9 protein-coding genes and 2 pseudogenes are annotated in these 21,559 nt (G+C 33.8%); 8 read left to right on the top strand and 3 right to left on the bottom strand.

Annotated features, from left to right (window positions below):
* Positions 1-866 precede the first annotated feature (866 nt).
* The 8 genes and pseudogenes from HY951_08725 to HY951_08690 all read left to right on the top strand — a co-directional run bounded on the left by HY951_08725 (position 867) and on the right by HY951_08690 (position 12,420).
* Positions 867-1,178 (top strand): annotated as a pseudogene (locus HY951_08725) (PKD domain-containing protein).
* A pseudogene (locus HY951_08720) lies at positions 1,164-2,852 on the top strand (PKD domain-containing protein). Before HY951_08725 ends, HY951_08720 begins: the two co-directional pseudogenes overlap by 15 nt.
* Positions 2,853-2,882: 30 nt before the next feature.
* On the top strand, positions 2,883-3,179 hold the full coding sequence (locus tag HY951_08715) for a T9SS type A sorting domain-containing protein (protein MBI5540127.1): 297 nt from the start codon (positions 2,883-2,885) through the stop codon (positions 3,177-3,179).
* A 178-nt stretch (positions 3,180-3,357) separates the two neighbouring features.
* Positions 3,358-4,344 carry a hypothetical protein gene (locus HY951_08710; GenBank protein ID MBI5540126.1) on the top strand — a complete coding sequence of 329 codons (987 nt, stop codon included), beginning with the start codon at positions 3,358-3,360 and terminating at the stop codon, positions 4,342-4,344.
* Positions 4,345-4,734: 390 nt separating this feature from the next.
* On the top strand, positions 4,735-5,595 hold the full coding sequence (locus tag HY951_08705) for a hypothetical protein (GenBank protein ID MBI5540125.1): 861 nt from the start codon (positions 4,735-4,737) through the stop codon (positions 5,593-5,595).
* Positions 5,596-5,893: 298 nt separating this feature from the next.
* Positions 5,894-6,823, top strand: coding sequence for a type IX secretion system membrane protein PorP/SprF (locus HY951_08700; protein ID MBI5540124.1), 930 nt, complete (start codon positions 5,894-5,896; stop codon positions 6,821-6,823).
* A 205-nt stretch (positions 6,824-7,028) separates the two neighbouring features.
* On the top strand, positions 7,029-11,519 hold the full coding sequence (locus HY951_08695; protein ID MBI5540123.1) for a gliding motility-associated C-terminal domain-containing protein: 4,491 nt from the start codon (positions 7,029-7,031) through the stop codon (positions 11,517-11,519).
* A gap of 61 nt (positions 11,520-11,580) precedes the next feature.
* A complete protein-coding gene (locus HY951_08690; GenBank protein MBI5540122.1) occupies positions 11,581-12,420 on the top strand; it encodes a T9SS type A sorting domain-containing protein in 840 nt (279 codons plus the stop codon).
* 508 nt (positions 12,421-12,928) lie between these two features.
* Here HY951_08690 and HY951_08685 read toward each other — a convergent pair.
* From HY951_08685 to HY951_08675, 3 genes are all read right to left on the bottom strand, one after another.
* A complete protein-coding gene (locus HY951_08685; protein ID MBI5540121.1) occupies positions 12,929-16,135 on the bottom strand; it encodes a hypothetical protein in 3,207 nt (1,068 codons plus the stop codon).
* Between the two features lie 2 nt (positions 16,136-16,137).
* Positions 16,138-18,156 (bottom strand): tail fiber domain-containing protein, encoded by a 2,019-nt coding sequence (locus HY951_08680; protein MBI5540120.1) that lies wholly within the window; start codon positions 18,154-18,156, stop codon positions 16,138-16,140.
* An 86-nt stretch (positions 18,157-18,242) separates the two neighbouring features.
* Positions 18,243-21,557 (bottom strand): tail fiber domain-containing protein, encoded by a 3,315-nt coding sequence (locus HY951_08675; GenBank protein MBI5540119.1) that lies wholly within the window; start codon positions 21,555-21,557, stop codon positions 18,243-18,245.
* Positions 21,558-21,559 lie beyond the last annotated feature (2 nt).

Genomic DNA, 21,559 nt, shown 5'->3' with positions numbered 1-21,559 from the left:
ATTATTATGGTCAGGTTGCTGCATCATGGACAGGCGGAGGAACAAGCGCTACCAGATTAAGTGACTGGCTAGACCCATTGGGTACTGCACCACAATTTATTGATGGTTATGATCCATGTTTACCATCATTAACATTAGATGCTGAATTAAATTCAATAACTATTCCGGTTGCAACATATTGTTCTGCACAAACTATTGTGCCTACTGTTGTAATAAAAAATAATGGAACAACAGCTTTAACCTCTTTATCGGTAAGATACAATATTGACGGAGGCACAAATGTAACCCAGGCATGGACCGGAAATCTTGCAACAGGTGCAATAGCTACAGTTACCTTCCCTTCAATTACATTAGCAATGGGAACTCATGCTTTTAATGCATCTTGTACATTACCTAATGGTGGCACTGATTTAAATTTAACAAATGACACTAAAACTTTAAGTTATACAGTATCTACTGGACAAGCATTACCATTTACCGAAGATTTTGAAGCAACTACCTTTGCTCCTACTAACTGGACTTTAAACAACCCTGATGGTGGAGTTACCTGGGTAAGAAAAGCTACAACAGGCAACGGTACAAGTACTGCTTCAGCTTCTGTTGACTTTTTTAATTACAATACTACCGGTCAAACAGATGAATTAATTACACCTTCTTTATTATTTCCATCGGGTGCAATACAAATGACATTTAATGTTGCTTATAGACAATACCAGACTGAAGCTGATGGATTACAAATTTATATTTCTACAGATTGCGGTGTTACATATAACCCAACACCTATTTACGATAAATCGGGTGCTGCTTTAGCAAGTACTACAGCTTCTACAACTGCATTTACTCCTAATGCTGCTGCACAATGGAGAATGGAAACTGTTGACTTATCTGCTTATGCAAACAATAGTGTTAAACTTAAATTTGTAAGCGTTAATGCATTTGGTAACAACTTACACATTGACGACATTAATATTACATCTTTAACCACACCTCCTGTTGCTGACTTTACTTCATCTATGACCTCAACATGTGGTGGTGATGTACAATTTACAGATATTTCTACAAATATTCCAACATCATGGTCATGGGATTTTGGTGACGGACAAACTTCAACATTACAAAACCCAAGTCATAGTTACACAACAAATGGAACTTATACTGTAACAATGACTGCAACAAACGCATACGGAAATGATCAAGTTGTAAAAACTAACTTAATTACAATCAATATGCCAGCAGCTCCTGTTGCAACGGGAGCTTCAAACTGTGGAACTGGCACTGTAAATCTTTCTGCTACCGGTTCTGGTATTCTTCATTGGTTTGATGCTGCAACAGCAGGTACCGACCTTGGAACAGGAACAACTTTTACAACACCTTCAATTGCTGCAACAACAACTTACTATGTTGCAAATCATATCTCACAACCAAGTCAGTATGTTGGTCCAACAAACAATACTGCAAATGGTGCATTTACTAATACTGCTACATATTTAATTTTTGATTGCACATCACCATGTACACTTGTTTCTGCAAGTGTTAATGCAAGTAATGCAGGAAACAGAACTATACAACTTTTAAGTTCTACAGGTGCAGTAATTCTAACTACAACAGTTAATATCCCTGCAGGTGTAAGTAGAGTTAATTTGAATTTTGCTATTCCGGTTGGAACAGCAATGAGGCTATCAGTTGGTGCAAACTCTCAGCTATACAGATTAACCTCTAATTTCACATATCCTTATACACTTGCCGGATTAATCAGTATAACAAGTTGCAGCAATACTGCACGCTACGGTTTGTTATATGACTGGGAAATTAAAGAAGCTGACTGTGTTAGTGCAAGAGTTCCTGTAATTGCTACAATAAATACACCTGCCGCTGCTAGCTTAAACATTAGTGCAAGTGCAACAACAATTTGTCCTGGCACAAGTGTTACATTTACTGCAACCCCAGTAAACGGTGGTACAACACCAGCTTATCAATGGCAAATTAACGGTGTTAATGCTGGAACAAATAGTTCAACGTTTATAACAACTGCTTTAGCTAATAATGATATTGTTACATGCGTTATGACATCAAACGAAACCTGTGTTTCAGGAAGTCCTGCTACTTCAAATGCAATAACAATTACTTCACAGGCAACAGTTCCTGCAGGAGTATCAATTATATCAAACGGTGGAACATCGCTTTGTGCCGGTGAAAATGCAACATTTACAGCAACTCCAACAAATGGAGGTACAACACCTTCTTATCAATGGCAAATTAATGGAGTTAATGCTGGTCCTAACTCAGCAACTGTAACAACAAATACATTAAACAACAATGATGTTATTACTTGTATAATGACCTCTTCATCAAGTTGCGCCACAGGCAACCCTGCAACTTCAAATAGTGTTACTGTAACAGTTAACCAACCTGTTACTCCTTCAGTTGCAATTTCCTCTCCTAATACAACAATTTGTCCAGGTGATAATGTTACAGCAACTGCTGTTCCTACAAACGGAGGAACAACACCTTCATATCAATGGCAGATTAATGGAGTAAATGCAGGACCTAATAGTCCAACAGTTTCTTCAACTACACTAAATAATAATGATGTTATAACATGTATTTTAACTTCATCTGAAACTTGTGTAACAGCAAATACAGCCACATCAAACTCATTAACAATTACAGTAGCAGGTTCGTTACCAACAACAGGATTTACTTATACTGCAAATCAACTTGACTTTACATTTACAAACACAACAACAGGTGCAACCAGTTATTTATGGGACTTTGGTGATGGACAGACTTCTACATTAGATAACCCGACTCATACATATGCAACCTCGGGATTATATGTTGTAACACTTACAGCATACAGTACATGTGGATCAAGCAATGTTATTCAATCGGTAAATGCTATCGGTGTTGGAATTTATTCTAACAATTCTCAAATAATTGTTAATGTATATCCTAACCCGGCAAAAACAAATACCAGTATTGAAATCAGCGGCGTTATTTCAAACGAATTGACAATTGAAGTTTCAGATATTTTAGGAAGACCTGTTTATCAGAATAGTTTTAATAACACTAAACAAACTAAAATAAACTTAAATCTTTCTGGTTTTGAAAAAGGTATTTATTTTATAAAAGTAAATGCAAATAACAGCTCAAAAATTATTAAATTGATTCATGAATAATAATTTTGATTCATTAAACAAAAAAGCTCCGAATACTCGGAGCTTTTTTGTTTAAATACCAATCTCAATTAGTTTAATAAAATCAAATTATAAATAATTAAGAAATAATACATTCAACCGAATTAAAAAATTTAATATTTTTGGTAATCGAAAACCAAACAATTAATTATTACCCACTATGAAAAAACTTTTAGCATTCTTTACAATTGCCTTATTTTCAGCTAACTTATTTGCTCAAATAAACAAAAATGATGTACAAGCTAAAATCACATTACGTGATGGAAGTATTTACAATGGTTCAATAAATATTAAAAATGTTGATCTGCAAACTGATTATGGAAAGCTGTCAATACCTATTAAAAATGTAAGTTCGATAAGTGTAGGACTAACACCTGACAGAACAAATAAAACAAAACTAGAAAATCTTGCTGCTCAACTCTCAAATGAAACTGAAGAGACACGTAAGATTGCATATGAAGAATTACTTAAAATTAAAGCCGCTGAAATATATATCCTCACAGATTATTTATATTCAGATAAATACACTCCTCCTGTAGATAATTCTTATAGTCTGGAGCAATTAGTATCTGAATTAAATTCAATACTTAATTTAACTGACAATGTTGGAGAAAAAGACATCATATCTATTGATGGTGAATATACTATGGGTGGAATTTTTACATTTCCATCTGCTGAAATAAAAACAGAATTTGGCGCCTTAACTATTCCAAAAGAAAAAATGTCGAAAATTGAAATAACTTACGTTCCTTCAACTGGAGGCGAACTTTCTAAAATCGTAAATCTTCCTGCTTCAAAATATATTAGTGGTAACCCAAACGGAGGATGGTACAGAACTGGCATAAATGTAAAAAAGGGACAAAGAATTACTATTACTGCAACAGGTGAAGTAACACTTGCTTCATTATCGAATGCTAAATACACACCCAACGGTGCAGCTGGTAGCTTAGAAACTGCTGTTAGCAGTACTTATCCAACATACGGACAATTAGTATATAAAATAGGTGAAATTGGTACAGCTACAACTGCCGGAGCTAAATTTAACGGTACTATGAACGAAAGCGGAATGCTTTACATTTCGATATATGAAACTGTATATAATGCAGCTAATACCGGTTCTTATAATGTAAACATTAAAGCAAATTAATGTGGGTTCAATTAGATTTGTCATTCTGAACAAAGTGAAGAATCTATATTACTAACAAATAGATACTTCGACTACGCTCAGTATGACATTAGGGTTATTTGTATAACATATATAATAAGCAAGTTATACTATATTAAAGTCACGTTTATTACATATATTACCAATTTATAACATAGCCTATAAATTATTCAGGTACTCGCATACCTGAATAATTATAAGAATATCAACAAATTCAGCCTTGAAAGACATAAACTAATTGATTTTTAATAGTTAAAAACATTAAAAAATATCAACAAACATAAAAACAATTTGCATATTTAAAATAAATCTCTTTACATTTGCATCAAATTTAAAAAACGAATTTTATTATAAACTTAAATTTAATTAACTATGAGAAAATTAACATTTTTTGCTTTAGCACTTGTTGCAGGTGCATCATTATTCACAAGTTGTAAAAAAGATGAGGCTACAAGTCCAGCTCCAACAATTTCATTTACAAACAATGAAACATCTAAAGAACTTAACTTTACTTCTGTTGCTACAATAGATGTAACTTTTAACGTAACTGTTGCTGCTGAAGGTGAAATATCAACTTTTACAGCAAAGAAAAAAGTAAGCGGTACTTCAGTAAATATTACTCCTGCTCCTGCTGATTTTGCTGGAAAAACCAGTTATACTTACAACTACACAGGTACATTTTTAGCTACTGACACTTATCCAGTTGAATTAATCTTCACAGTAACTGATAAAGAAGATCAGACAACTGAGAAAATTTATACTATTACAAAATATACTGCTTCGGCTGGTACAACATTAGCTTATGAAAATACATCAGGTGTTGTTTGGAATCTTATTGGTGCAAATCAAGGTGCTTGGGATCTTGCAGCAAATGCTGGTGTTTCTTCAGGTGGAACTGAAACAAGTAAAGATATGAAAAACACATCAACAGTTGCTTTAGGTTGGGTAAACGCATGGACAACTGGAACTGGCAACACTACATTATATGTAAAAGCTGCTGCTGGTTTTGATTATACAGCTGCAACTGTTGAATCAGCTACTGCTGCTTATGCTGCTGGTACAGGTGCTGCTACAGTAACTAGTCCTGCCCAAAATGATATTTATATTGCAAAACTTCGTGGAGGTTCTAATTATGCAGTTATCAAAATAACAAGTGTTGTTGAAACACCAAGTGATAATTTAGATAAAATTGCATTTTCATACAAAAAATTAGCTTCAACTTCAGGTCAATAATTTCAAATTAATCATAATAAAAAAGCCGATCAAATTTTTTGATTGGCTTTTTTATTTGTATCAGTTACAGTAATCTTTTAAAGATTTTTTTAATACTATATCATTTTTCTTGCCAGCCCTCTTGCTTTATAATTCTTTTTTTCAGTAATTTGCTTTTTAATTAAACAAACAAACTACTATTATTTCTTAATTACTTTATTTATAAGATATAGTTAATTTATCGCAACCATAAGATAATGAAACCTTATATTATTTTTTAAAGTATAAAAGAAAGTGTAATTTAGTAAAAAACAAAAATATGAAAAAACTGATAGTCATTTTTACAGCTTTTGTTCTTTTTGGTATTGGCGCTAAAGCTCAACAGCTTCCATTGTATTCTCAATATATGATGAATGCTTTTTTACTTAATCCGGCAATTGCAGGTAGTGTTGATTATTTCCCAGTTCGTTTAACTGCTCGTCAGCAATGGGTTGGAATTAAAGATGCACCATCAACACAAGCTATAAGTGGTCATTACCTTTTTACTAATGCAAGAGTTGGTTTAGGCGGATACATTTTTAATGATAAATTTGGTCCGATTAGCAGAACCGGTATTCAGGTTTGCGGATCTTATCATCTTCCAATTTCAGGAGAAACAAAACTTTCATTTGGTTTAGCATTTAAAGCTGCTCAATTCAAATTTGATCAATCAAAATTGGTTACTATTCAAGATGATGATCCTGCAATAAATCATGGTGTGGTTACTAAATTCTCACCAGATGCTGACTTTGGAATGTATTTATATAATCCTAAATTTTTTATTGGAATGGCAGGAACACAGCTACTTCAATTAGATATGAAATTATACAATTTAGATAGTGCTAACCTTGACCAGACTGAAAAAAATCAAATTATCAGGCATTATTTTTTCACTGCAGGGTATAAATTTACTTTAAGTGATGCATTTGAATTAGAACCATCTATTTTAGTAAAATCTACTTTCAACACACCTACTCAATTAGATTTCAATTTAAAAACATACTTTAAAAAGAATTATTGGTTAGGAGTTTCATATCGTTCAAGCAAAGACATTTGTGCAATGATAGGTGTTAAATTTAATAAGTTCTACGTAGGTTACGCATTTGACTATACAACAAGTCAGATAAAAAATTACAGTAATGGTAGCCACGAAATACTAATCGGTTTCAATATTAAAGAAGGTGCAAACAAGGGTTCAAGTTTGCTCTAGTTTAAGAAAAAAAATATGTAAAGCTGTCCTTTTTCAAGGGCAGCTTTTTTTTTGCAAATAAGCTAATAAAATAACTAAACCGATTTACATCTAGCTTTTGTTAATGTTTTAAACCAATTTATAAAATATTGTTTAAATCATTTGTATTTATAAGTTGATAGAGTGCATCAATACCCCTACTTTTGCATATACAAATATTAAATACATGAAAAAGTTTTTTTACATATCAATATTGTTATGTAGTATTTTTGCAGAACTTAATGCAAGTTCAATTTCAAGTACAATTACCACAGGAAACTGGAGTAGTACAGCATCATGGGTTGGTGGTGTAATTCCGGGTATTAATGATAGTGTTATTATAGTAAACGGCGCTAATATAACATTAAATGCAAATTCTGTTATTTATAAAATTACTATAAACACAGGTGGTACATTAAATTTAAGCGACAAAACCTTAACTTTACAAGGCAACACAAATCTTGGTGGTAATTGTGGAATATGGGGAACTTTAAATTTAAACACTGGTACAATTCAGCAAACCGGAAATTTTATAAACTACGGTACATTTAATTGCGGAACAGGCACAGTTATATTTAACGGTACAGATGGACAAGGCATAGAAGGCAATACTGTTTCAACATTTTACAATTTAAGATCGATGAACACAAATGCCGCAGTTGGCAAAGGTCTGTCTGCACACCCGGTTAACACCATCATAAAAGGCAATTTTATTGCAGACGGAACATTTAACAGAAACTCACAAGGCAATCCTAATTCAACAGTAACATTTGACGGTAACACTCAGTTAAGTGGTGCATATAGTTTTTATTTAAACCACGTTGTTATAAATGCAGGTGCTACTGTTAATGCAGGTTCAAAAACTATTTACTTATATGGTAACTGGACTTCAAACGGAACATTTATTTGTGGTACAGGAACAATAAGTGTAAAATATGATACTTACAGTTCATGTCAACCAATCAGCCAGACAATTTATCAGGCTTTTCCTGATTTAAATCCCTTCTGGAATATTGATGTGTCAAAAACATCAGGTAGCGCAAGTCCAATTACTGGTGTTGATAATACTTTGGGAAATTTATATGTTTCGAATAATTTTACGGTAAGTAATGGAACCTGGAATGCAAACGGAGTAAAACGACTATATGTAAAAGGAAATTTTGTTGTAAACCCTGTTGCCACTTATACAGCATCTACAGGAAGAGTTTTGATGACAGGAACTAATGCAACAACCCCTCAGACTTTAAGCTGCAACAGCAGTTTGTATAAAGTAACTATTGACAACAGTGGTGCAGGTGTTAAACTTGCAACTAACATAAATATAACATTTGAGTTACAACTTACAAATGGAATTTTATATACAAGAAACAGTACATTAAATTATGAGTTATATGTTAGTAACAACGATCCTATATCAATTCCTGTCGGATATTCTGCAAGCAGTTATATAGCTGGGAATTTAAAAAGAGCTATTGTTGCACCTAATAATTATACTTATCCGGTAGGAGTTTCAAATAGTATTTTGCATAAATACCGTCCTTTGGTTTTAAATTTAACAGCTGCTGGTGGTGCCTCAACAATCTCAGTTAATCAGGATAGCACTCAAAACTCAGGTACATATTACTCTTCATATTGGACAAAAATTCTGCCTGATGCAGGTAATCCTACAGGAACAGTAAATTTCTCATATAATTTATCATCAGATTTTCAATCAGGAATGACAGAATGCAGTATATCTGCTCTACGCGGTACACAGCCCCCGGCAACCAACTGGAATTATGTTTTAAACACAACAATACCTGCAGCAGGTGCAAATAACGGACATTTAACTTCTACCCTTCCAGCAAGTTTTTCACCATATGCGTTTATGCTTGGAGAACCTGAACCTGTAGCAATAAATCCAACAATATGTGACGGGAATACAGCAACCTTAAATATAACATCGCCCACAGGTTACGGAACATTTAACTGGTATAGTACGCAAACAGGTGGATCTGCAATATTAACAAATAACACAACATTTACCACACCGGTATTATTTGACACTACTACTTATTATATAACACACAACAATTCAATATGCGAAGGTCACAGATACCCTGTTATAATAAATGTAAATAATATTCCAACCTCATCATTTACAGCACAAAATCCAATTTGTAACGGAACTGCAGCAAATATAACATATAACGGAACTGCAACCGCAGCAGGAACATATTCGTGGAATTTTGGAGGAGCTACAGCAAATCCAGGAACAGGTCAGGGTCCTCAATTACTAACAGGTACAGCAGGACAAACATATAATGTATCGTTGCAGGTAACACAAAATGGCTGTACTTCTACTGTTTCAAATGGTACAGTTACAATTCCAACTGCATTAACAATCGGACTTACAAATACAAATGCAACATGTGGAAACAATAATGGAAGTGCTACAGTTAACCCAACCGGCGGATGGGGAAATTATTCTTATATCTGGAGTAATTCACAAACAAACACAACAGCCACAAATTTAACATCAGGTACATATAACGTAACAGTAACAGATCAGAATGGCTGTAGTAAAACAGGATCAACTACAGTAAGTGATTTAGGTGCACCAGTTTTAAACTCAAATATAATTAATAACATAAGTTGTAATAACGGACACGATGGCAAAGCACAGGTTACTGCAACTGGAACAGGAGTTTTAACTTACACATGGTCAAATGGTGTGACAGGAAATGGTAATGGTTCGGTTAGTTCTCAAATCGATACTCTTTCGGCAGGAAACTATCAAATAACAATTTCTGATCAAAACAGTTGCCAGTCGGTTACTAATATTAACATAACACAACCATCGGCTATTACAGCATCATTTACAATAAATAACGCAATTTGTTATGGACAAAATAACGGAACAATAAATACTACAGTTAGTGGCGGAACTGTTGCAGGTAACTACACATATTCATGGTTACAAGGCTCATCTCAGCAAAATTTAATAAATATGGCTGCAGGAACATACTACGTAACAATTAAAGATGACAATAACTGTAGTTTATCACAACAAGTAACAATAACTCAACCAGATTCCATTTCTATTTCAATTTCAGAAACAAACATTTCCTGTTTCGGTGAAAATGACGGAATATTATCTGCTACAGTTATTGGTGGAACACAGCCATACACATATGTATGGTCGAATAGCGATACTGATGCAATAGCTGAAAACTTAACAGGAGGAAATTATTTTTTAATTGTTACTGATAATAACGGATGTAACAATATTAAATACGACACTCTTTTACAACCCACCCACGTTGATGTTTTAATTTCGTCTTTACCAGTTACCTGTTATGGATATACAGATGGAATGGTAGGAATAAATGTTACAGGTGGCACGTCACCTTACACATTTTTATGGGACAACAACGCAACTACAGAAGACCTTAATGCAGTTGCTTCAGGTTCATATTGGGTTACAATAACAGATGACAATGGCTGTACAGCTGTTGCTTCGGAATCGGTTATTGAACCAAATCCATTAATTACTTCATTAAGCATAGTTTCTGTTCATTGTTTTAATGGCACAAATGGCTCGGTTAGTGCAAATGTTCAGGGAGGTGTAACTCCCTACAACTATAGCTGGAGCAATGGCATCAGCGCTGCAAATAACCTTAACATTAGTTCAGGAATTTACAGTTTGACAATTACAGATTTTAATAGTTGCTCTGACACACTTATAGCAATCGTTGATCAGCCACAAGCAATTGCAATAACAGGAACAACTTCAAATGTTAAATGCAAAAACAACTCCAATGGAAGTATTGATCTTCAGGTGACCGGTGGAATACAACCATATAATTACACATGGAATAATTCGGCAATATCACAGGATATTTATGGTTTAGCACCCGGTATTTATATTGTTACAATTAATGATGGAAATAACTGTACAAGTTCACAATCATACCAGATAAGTGAACCCGACTCATTAGATATTTCTACAATTAACATTGGAACATTATGTACCAACGATAGTATTGGAAGCATTACCACTACTGTAACAGGTGGAACTCCTGCGTATACATATTACTGGTCGAACGGAGCAAACACATCTTCATTAACAAGTCTTACACATGGCATATATATATTAACTGTAAGTGATGCAAACTTATGTACATTAACAAAAACAATTAATTTAGAAGGAAGTCCACCTGTTTCGGTAAATATTGTTACAACATTAAATAATGTTCTTGCAGAAGTTAACGGCGGTAGCTCCCCATATACTTATTCATGGAATAACGGCAATACTAATAGCACATTTACAATTTCACAATCGGGCTCATACATTGTAACAATAACTGATAATTTTGGATGTACAGCAACAGCAGATTCTGACATTATTATTGAATTTGAAATCCCTACAGTTTTTACTCCAAATAACGATTTGGTTAATGATACATGGGAAATAAAAGGAATTGAAACATATTCTGATGTTACAATTGAAATATTTAACCGTTGGGGCGATATTCTTTTTAAATTTAACGGAGCAGGATTAGAATATAAAAACAGAAGTACTCAATGGGATGGGCAATTTAAAGGAAAAGATTTACCAATGGGAGCATATTTATTTATTGTTAATTTGCATAATAACGAAAAAGCAATTACCGGGGCAGTATCGATAGTAAGATGATAAAAAATGTTGGGTATATATTATTGTTAGGGGCAAGGCATAAAAATATAAACATAAGCATATGAAAACAATTTTAACAGTTTTTCTATTTTTTTTAACAAGCACTATTTATAGCCAGTTTATGGTAGAAAACACTTATAAATTATGGCATATTTATGCGGACAATTGTGACCCTTTGCAGACCTATACATATTACATTAAATCTGATGGAGACACAATCATAGGTGCTGATTCATGTATAAAAATAAAGGAAGGTAATAATTCTCCATACTATTGGTCAAATTATTCCTTTATTCGTGAGGCAAATGGAAAAGTATTTTTAAAATGCTCTCCACAAGATATTTTACTTTATGATTTTAATGCACTTGTAGGCGATACAATTCATCTTTTAAATGTTAACCTAATTGTTGGCTATATCGACACTGAGTTTTATGAAGGACGAAACAGAAAAATAATGATGTTATATTATGAAGGGGACATATTTGACCCATTTCATTGCGAAACATGGTATGAAGGTATTGGTAGTTTATGTGGTTTATTATATCCAGGCGAATATGGTTTAATTGGTGGCCCTCATACATTGTTGGGTTATGCTGAAAATGACACCGCAATGTATTATACTACTATTACTGACAATAAAACATTAATTAATAACAATACTTTTCAAGTATACCCGATTCCTGCAAATCATAAATTGCATTTTTCGCATTTTGACAATAACAATAAGGAATATCGAATTGAAATACTAAATGTAAATGGTGTTATAATGGACTCCTTCAAGATTCTATATAATGGTGACATTGAAAAAAATATTGAGGCCTATAAGTCAGGAATCTATTTTTATAAATTGTACGAAAACAGTAAATTGATTAAAATTGATAAAATAATAATAGAACAATAAAATGCCCAGCCCCTAACACACGGTTAAAATTTAGCAGGCTGTCCGCCGCGGCTGATGGGCAACTTGACAATTATAACAAAGTTCAATCATTTTAGCGGTTTGACATTCACTGCAAGTAATAGCCTACCAAATTCAACTGCCAACTGTTAGGTTCGATAATGAGAGTAATAAAAGCCCTTTTCAGCAGGAGTGGTCGGAAGATTTTTCTTCCGGCCATTTTTGTTTTATAACAAAGTAAATTATATCTTATTCCCAATGGGGTCATGTTGAGGCTCTCGAAACATGTGTGAGAGTTTGCGGGCAAATCCTTCGAGAACCTCAGGATGACTGTGAGTAAAGGTGCATTAAAACTAAACTAGCATATAACTTATTTATTATTAGAAATTTAGTAATTGCATTAATTGTTCTTAAATTTGGAGGGAACCCTGAATTATTCAATAAGACATAAAAAAAGTGGTCGGAATTTCTTCCGACCACTCCTGCCTTTTCAGGGCTTTCTTATTATTTGTTATTTTGCTGCTTTTAATTTTTCAATTTCGGCTTTTAGTAATTCAATTTCTTTTATAAGTTGTTGAACTGCCAGAAGGCTTACTCCTGCAACATCACTTGCTGCTAAAGATTTTCCAAGATAATTAGGTTCGTTTAAAACACCTGTTCCGAATGCATTATAAAAATCTTCGGCAAACGGACCAATATGATATTCCTGAGTTTCTTTATAAAACCATCCTTTAATTTCGAGGTTTTTAATCTTTGTTAAGAAATCATTATTGTTAATTGTTACAAATCTATCTTTAAGTGTAATTGATGAAGTATTTGTCCATGTACCACCTGCTGTCAAATAAGCACCATTACCAGTAGTTGCGTCAGTTCCAACCTGAAAAGGATATGTATCAGCCTGTCGGTTTACTGCGAACCTATCATTAGTAAAATCTCCATTTACAAGTGGATTTGTAATATTAGACGAGTTTTCTATATATAATTTCCCTGAGCCAAAATCGTTATAACCAGAATTTTCACCTAAGAATATATTATTACTTCCAGTATTATTATTACCAGCTTGATATCCCAGGAATAAATTATAATTTCCAGTTGACCAAAACCCTGCAAATGCACCAAGACTAACATTATTTATTCCATTAACATTATGCTCATTAGCAGACTGTCCGATATTAACATTATTATTTCCTAAAGAATTCATACCGGCATTATAACCGAGGTAAACATTATTCGCTCCAGCTGTATTCATAAAACCAGCATAATTACCCATGAACAAATTCCCATGTCCTGTTAAATTATTGTATCCGGTCTGACGTCCAATAAAAATATTTCCATTAGCAATTGTGTTTTTATATCCGCTCTGATAACCAATAAACACGTTGTTAGTACCATCTGTGTTATAATAACCGGCTAATTCTCCAATAAATGTATTTACAAATCCATTTACATTACTATATCCGGCCATATTTCCTAACATTACATTACTATAACCCCAGGTATTGCTGTATCCACATTGATTTCCCAATAATACGTTACTATTTCCATTATTATTAAATCCTGACTGATAACCCATAATAACATTATTAGAAGCATTTATATTATTATAGCCAGATTGATAACCCAGAAAAGTATTATAAGAGCCAAATACATTGTTAAAACCGCTTTCAAATCCAAGTGAAACATTATATGATCCATTATTATTAGAGAAGCCTGAATTTTCGCCAATAAATATATTTTGAACTCCTGAAATATCATTCTGACCAGCTTTACTTCCTATAAATACATTGCCACCTCCTGTTTGGTGAGACATACCTGCTTTATATCCTAAAAATGTATTATCACTACTTGTATTAAACTTTCCAGATAAATAACCAATAAATGTATTATAGGCTCCAGCTACGTTTGCAAAACCAGTCTGATAACCCATAAACACGTTATAACTTCCATTTGAATTGCTCTTTCCAGACTGGTAACCAACAAATGAATTGTACAAACCGGAAGTAATAGCATCGCCAGAAAGATGTCCAATAAAATAATTATTTGGTGTTAAGTGCATATAGCTTGTTGAAGCTCCGGCACCAAGGTTTTCAACTCCAAAACCGGAAATAGTATCTCCTGTAAAAATTCTGGTACTATCGGGTGTTACTGAAAGAAAATTATTTGTAAAAGCCTTTGAACTGTTTCTACCGCTTACTGCGAAACCCCCTTTATTTGATTTTGCACCACCATCTTTAACATAAATGTGAACACTATCAGGGTAAACAACAAATACAGTTTGACCAGCGGCATTTTTAACTTCAAATAATGGTTCTGTAGCAGGAGCCAATGCACTTCCACGAACAACCAATCTACCATTTGGATTAGTTAATCCAACACCTAACCTTTTATTTGCATTATCCCATGTCATTGCAGTATCGCCACCAAAAGAACCAGAATTATTAAACTGAACAGTTTTATTAAAACCACCCGGAGTACCTGAGTTTAAATCAGTACTACTAATTGTGAAGTTAGGATATGTTCCACTTATTGTTGTTGCACCACCCTGAGTTAAAGAGACAGTTTGATCAGGTGCTGTATTTGCAAACAATGTTCCTGATAAACTTAACCCTGCTCCTGCTGTATAAGTGGTATTAGCATCTATTGCCGGAGCCCAGTTTGTACCATTAAATTTTAATACCTGACCATTAGTTGCCGACATATTGTTAAGTTTTACAGCAGTTACATTTCCATCTGCAATTTTGGATGTTGTTACAGCATTGTTTGCAATGGTTAATGCGCCTGAACCTGTGACGTCTCCTGTATGTGTTGCATTTGGACTAGAATTAGTAACAGTATAAGACGGATAAGAACCAGTAACAGAAATTCCTGTTCCACTTGTCATTGTTACAGTCTGATCGGGTGCAGTGTTTACAAAAGTTGTACCTGTTAAACTTAAACCAGATCCAGCAGTATAAGTTGTATTGTTATCAGTACTTGATATTGTAAAGTTTGGGTAGGTTCCAGTAACTGTTGTTGCACCACTTTGGCTTAATGTTATTGTTTGGTCAGGAGCAGTATTTGAAATAGTTGTACCTGTTACATTAATTCCTGTTCCTGCATTATAAGTTGTATTGTTATCGGTACTCGAAATAGTAAAATTTGGATATGTACCACTTATTGTTGTTGAACCTCCCTGAGTTAATGATACAGTTTGATCAGGTGCTGTATTTGTAACTACTGAGCCAGTAATATCAATTCCAGTACCACCAACATAGTTTGCTGTTCCTGCTACTGTAGCATAATTTGCATTTGTTGCATTATCAGCATTTACTGCCTGATTAGCTTTTAATGAATTTAAAGCATATGGAACAGATAACAATTGAGTTGTGCCCATATCTAAATAACTTGTACCTCCGGTTGGATCAGCCTCTACCTTTATAAAGTGAGAAGCACTTTCCCAGTTTATTGCTGACAAGGTACCTGTTACAGGAGTACCTGAGCCAATATTTAAAACTACTATTCCATAAGCATTGGTTGAGCCAATATGTGTTTCAATATAAACAGGTGTTCCGCTTACAGAACCTGAGATTATACTAATCTGAAAATTCACAGATTGATTTACCATTGCAGTACCTGATGCATCACGAATGACAGCCTGATACTGGAATCCTTGTGGAGTCTGTGCATTAATGCACATTGAAAGCATTACGAAAATGCTTAGAAAAAATAATTTTCTCATTTCTATTTGATTTTATTTTCTAAAGTTTCTATTCTTTTTTGCAATTCGCTATTTATTTTCTGTAATTCTTCTGTTTTCTTTTTTTGATCCTGTAAGGCTTTTAACATTGGAGAAATAAAACTGCTATAATTTACAGTTTCAACAGAACCATCCGGATTATAACTTACAAATAATGGATTTAATTTTTCAACTTCCTCTGCAATTAATCCATATTGTTTTCTTTTTGTATCATCATTGTTATAACAATAATTAACAGGTCTTAAGTCATATAACCAATTAATATTTTCCATGTCTGATATAGAGTTTTTGTATCGTTTTGATGAAGCGACATAACCAATTTTACCAGTATTATCAACAAAAAGATCTCTATTTGTAACTCCAACAGTGCCAACATAAGCACCCATGCAGTAGAATGTGGTAATTGAATTATTACCCAATGCTACTTGATTATTTGCAGTTATTACAGTATTTGAACCTATGGCAGTAGAATTAAAAAAAGTTCCACTTGAATATGCTGATGTACCAATAGCAGTATTATTATTTCCACCATTACAAACTAAAAGTGCATTAAAACCAATTGCAACATTACTTTGTCCGGTTGTATTTGAATAAAGGGCATCTAATCCGACACCTGTATTATAATTTCCTGAAGTATTTTTATATAGCGCAAATACGCCTATTGCAGTATTATTCCATCCGGTTGTATTTACTTTCATTGCTTTATATCCATTGGCAGTATTCCAATATCCTGAAGTATTAGCGAAGCCACAACTATCGCCTATAAATATATTGCTATAGCCATCAATATTACTATATCCTGCTCTATAACCAAAAAAGTAATTATTATACCCAACAGTATTTAAATATCCAGCCTGATATCCAATAAATGAATTATACTTGCCAGTTGTTATATTTATTCCTGTCTCATGTCCTATTAAATAATTATTTGGTGTTAATTGCATATAGCTGGTTTTTGTGGAAGTTCCAATATTTTTAATTCCAAAACCAGTTAAAGTATCTTTTGTCCATATTTTAGAATTATCAGGAGTAACGTGCAAATATTTATTTGTAAATGCTTTTGCATTATTTCTTCCACTCACTGCAAACCCTCCACGATTAGACTGAATAACATCGTCGTTCACAAAAACATTTACGCTGTCTTCATAAACAACAAAAACTGTTTGTCCTGATTTGTTTTTTACTTCGAAAAGAGGTTCTGTGGCCAAAGCTGTTGCACTTCCCTGAACTACCATTCTACCTGAAGGGTTACTTAATCCAATACCCAACCTCTCATTTGAGTTATCCCACATTAAATTTGAATTACCACCAAAAACACCAGCGTTATTAAACTGTATTGATTTATTTAATCCACCCGGAGTTCCTGAATTTAAATCTGTACTACTAATTGTAAAGTTTGGATATGTTCCACTTATTGTTGTAGCACCACCCTGAGTTAAAGTTACAGTCTGATCGGGTGATGTATTTGTAACAGTTGAACCTGTTATGTCAATTCCTGTTCCACCTACATAGTTTGCTGTTCCTGCAACAGTGGCATAATCTGAAGACACAGAATGTGCTGCATTATTTGCATTAGTAGCATTATCAGCACTTACCGCCTGATTTGCTTTTAATGAATTTAGTGCATAAGGTACAGATAATAGCTGGGTTGTACCCATATCTAAATAACTTGTACCGCCTGTAGGGTCGGCTTCTACTTTTATAAAGTGTGATGCACTTTCCCAGTTAATTGATGACAAAGTTCCTGTTACAGGAATTCCTGAACCTATATTTAAAGCTACTATGCCATATGCATTAGTTGATGCAGTATGTGTTTCTACATAAACAGCAGTGCCGGTTACAGAGCCAGACAGGATACTAATCTGAAAATTCACAGATTGATTTACCATTGCAGTACCGGATACATCACGAATTACAGCCTGATATTGAAAGGTTTGCGGGACCTGCGCAAAAGTAGTTACAACAATCAAGCACATTGTTAAAGAGAATAAAAATCTTTTCATAGCTTAAATTCAAGTTTAATGTAAATTTAAAAAAATCCTATTAATTAAATATTTATTAATAGGATTTTTGTAAAAAATAAAGCAAATTATTTTTGAAACTCTTTAATCTTATTATTTAATTCATCTAATTGTTTCTTTAAAAAATCGATATCATTCTGTTGTTTTTGAATAATAATTTGCTGTTCCTGAACAGCTTTTACCAAAGGTACAGTAAATAAAGAATAAGCTACACTATAATTATCCTTGTCATTTTCGGGCTTATGCAATCCATTGAAATCATAACCACTTTCTTTAGCAGCCTGTTCTACCTCCTGAGCTATAAAACCTGTTTGTCTTATATTTGACGATTCGCTATAATTCTTTTTGCTCATAATTGCTTTACGCAAACTATCAGACATATCCTGCATAATAAATTCATCAAATTTACGAGTATCAAAGTTATATTCAACTGGTCTTAATTTTGTTATAAAATCCAACCCTTTTACATCTTCTGTTATATTATTTTTAAATCTTGCATCAGAAGGAAAAGTATATGCAACCTGACCTTCAATTACGGTAACTGTGGCATCTCCAATTCTTACTTTATTATTTTGACTAATAATTGAATTTGCACCTAATGCTGTTGAGTTTGAATATATACCAGTACTATATGAATTATAACCAATGGCAGTATTATTTGATCCTGTTGTATTTGCCCACAATGAACCCACTCCCAATGCTGTATTGTTATTTCCTATTGTATTTCCTCTTAGTGACTGATATCCTAGAGCAACAAGATTATTTCCTGCAGTGTTATATGAAGTAGAAAAAGCACCTATTGAAGTATTTGACCCTCCATTAATATTATAACCCATTGCTACAGTTCCAATACCAACATTATCCTGTCCAGAGGTATTTGAATTCATTGCACCCCATCCACATGCAACATTAGTAAAACCAGTTGTATTACTATTTAATGCATCATAACCAATAGCTACATTTAATCCGCCTGACACATTGGCTGTAAAAGCACTTTTACCTATTGCAACATTATAACTTCCATCAACATTTTCTTTTCCTGATTCATATCCAATAAATGAATTATAAGTACCTGTAGTATTTTTCAATCCGGACTGAAATCCGATAAAAGTATTATAACTTACAGTATTACTATATCCAGCACGATATCCCATAAAAACATTATAAGTACCTGCACCATTTTTATAACCCGACTGATATCCAAGAAATGAATTATACTGACCGGTTGTATTACCTTTACCAGTTCCCTTACCCAAAAATACACTATAGCTACTTGTTGTGTTATAATATCCTGCACTATCGCCGATAAAAACATTATTTCCACCTGCAGAGTTAGTATATCCAACAACATTACCAATAAAAACATTACTTAAACCAAGTGTATTTAATGCTCCTGACTTATATCCAAAAAACAAGTTATTACTTCCAGTATTATTATTTAAACCCGATTGATATCCAATAAAAGAATTATAGATACCGGTTGTTATTGCATCACCTGCCTGATGTCCAATAAAATAATTATCAGGAGTAAGATTCATATAACTTGTAGAAGTTCCTGTACTAATATTACAAACACCAAATCCTGCAGAAGGGTTAGCCGTAAAAACTCTAGTACTGTCAGGCGTGACATGCAAATAATTATGTGTGAGTGCTTTTGCGCTATTTCTTCCACTTACAGCAAAACCTCCTCTGTTAGCCTGAATAGCATCGTCGTTAACAAAAACATTTACGCTGTCTTCATAAACAACAAAAACTGTTTGTCCCGCTTTATTTTTCACTTCAAAAAGTGGCTCTGTAGCTAAAGCTGTTGCACTTCCCTGAACCACCATTCTACCTAGTGGACTGGTTGTACCAACACCTAATCTTTCGTTTGAATTATCCCATACAAAGTTTGTATTTCCTCCGAACGAACCTGAGTTATTAAATTGAATTGTTTTATTTAAACCACCGGGGGTACCGGAATTTAAATCGGTACTACTAATTGTAAAGTTTGGATATGTTCCGCTAATAGTAGTGGCACCACCCTGAGTTAAAGAAACAGTCTGATCTGGTGAGGTGTTTGTAATTGTTGTTCCTGTAACATTTATACCAGTACCAGCAGTATAAGTTGTATTGTTATCTGTAGCAGGAGCCCAGTTTGTTCCATTAAATTTTAATGCTTGCCCGTTTGTTGCAGACATTGAATTAAGCTTTACTGCAGTAACACTTCCATCAGCAATTTTAGATGTTGTTACAGCATTGTTAGCAATTGTTAAAGCGCCTGCACCTGTTACATCGCCGGTATGAGTGGCATTTGGACTAGAGTTAGTAACCGTGAATGTCGGATAAGATCCGGTAATAGTAATCCCTGTTCCATTTACCATTGTTACAGTCTGATCGGGAGATGTGTTAGAAAATGTTGTACCTGTTAAACTTAAGCCAGATCCAGCAGTATATGTTGTATTATTATCTGTACTTGAAATTGTAAAATTTGGATATGTTCCTGTTACTGTTGTTGCACCACCTTGAGTTAAAGTTACTGTTTGGTCTGGAGCTGTATTTGAAATTGTTGTACCTGTAACATTTATTCCAGTTCCTGCAGTGTATGTTGTATTGTTATCAGTACTTGAAATAGTAAAATTAGGATATGTTCCAGTAATTGTTGTAGCTCCAGCCTGTGTTAAATTAACAGTTTGATCGGGTGCTGTATTACTTATTGTTGTTCCTGTTACATCTATTCCGCTACCAGCAGTGTAAGGAACAGTTCCACCAGTAGATGTAATTAAAAAATTAGGATATGTACCACTTACAGATGTAGAACCTGCTCCTGTTAAGTTTACAGTTTGATCAGGTTGTGTATTATTTATTGTAAAATTAGGGTATGTACCTGTAACGCTTGTTCCAGTTCCGGAGTTTATAACAACAGTCTGATCAGGAGTTGTATTTGTTATAACATTGCCTGTAATATCAATGCCAGTTCCGGATGTATAAGTTTGTCCTGCATTGCCTGATGTTTCGGCATATAATGCATATGGAACACTCAATAACTGTGTAGTTCCCATATCTATGTAACTTGTTCCTCCAAGGGGATCGGCTTCAACCTTAATAAAGTGTACAGCACTACCCCAGCTAATACCTGCAAAATTTCCGGTAGTATTGCCACTTCCAATAGAAAGGGTTACAATTCCGAAAGCATTTGTAGTTGCTGTATGGGTTTCGATATAATCAACTGTCCCATTTATTGATCCGGAGATAATACTAATCTGAAAGCTTACAGTTTGATTTGCCATTGCAATACCAGATGCATCGCGAACTACAGCCTGATATAGGAAAGACTGAGGAGACTGAGCAAACAACAGCATTGAAAGCATTATTAAAATGCTTGAAATAAGAGTTTTTTTCATGG

Source organism: Bacteroidia bacterium (assembly GCA_016218155.1).
Taxonomy (GTDB): domain Bacteria; phylum Bacteroidota; class Bacteroidia; order Bacteroidales; family GWA2-32-17; genus GWA2-32-17.
This window is presented reverse-complemented; position numbering and strand designations above follow the sequence as displayed.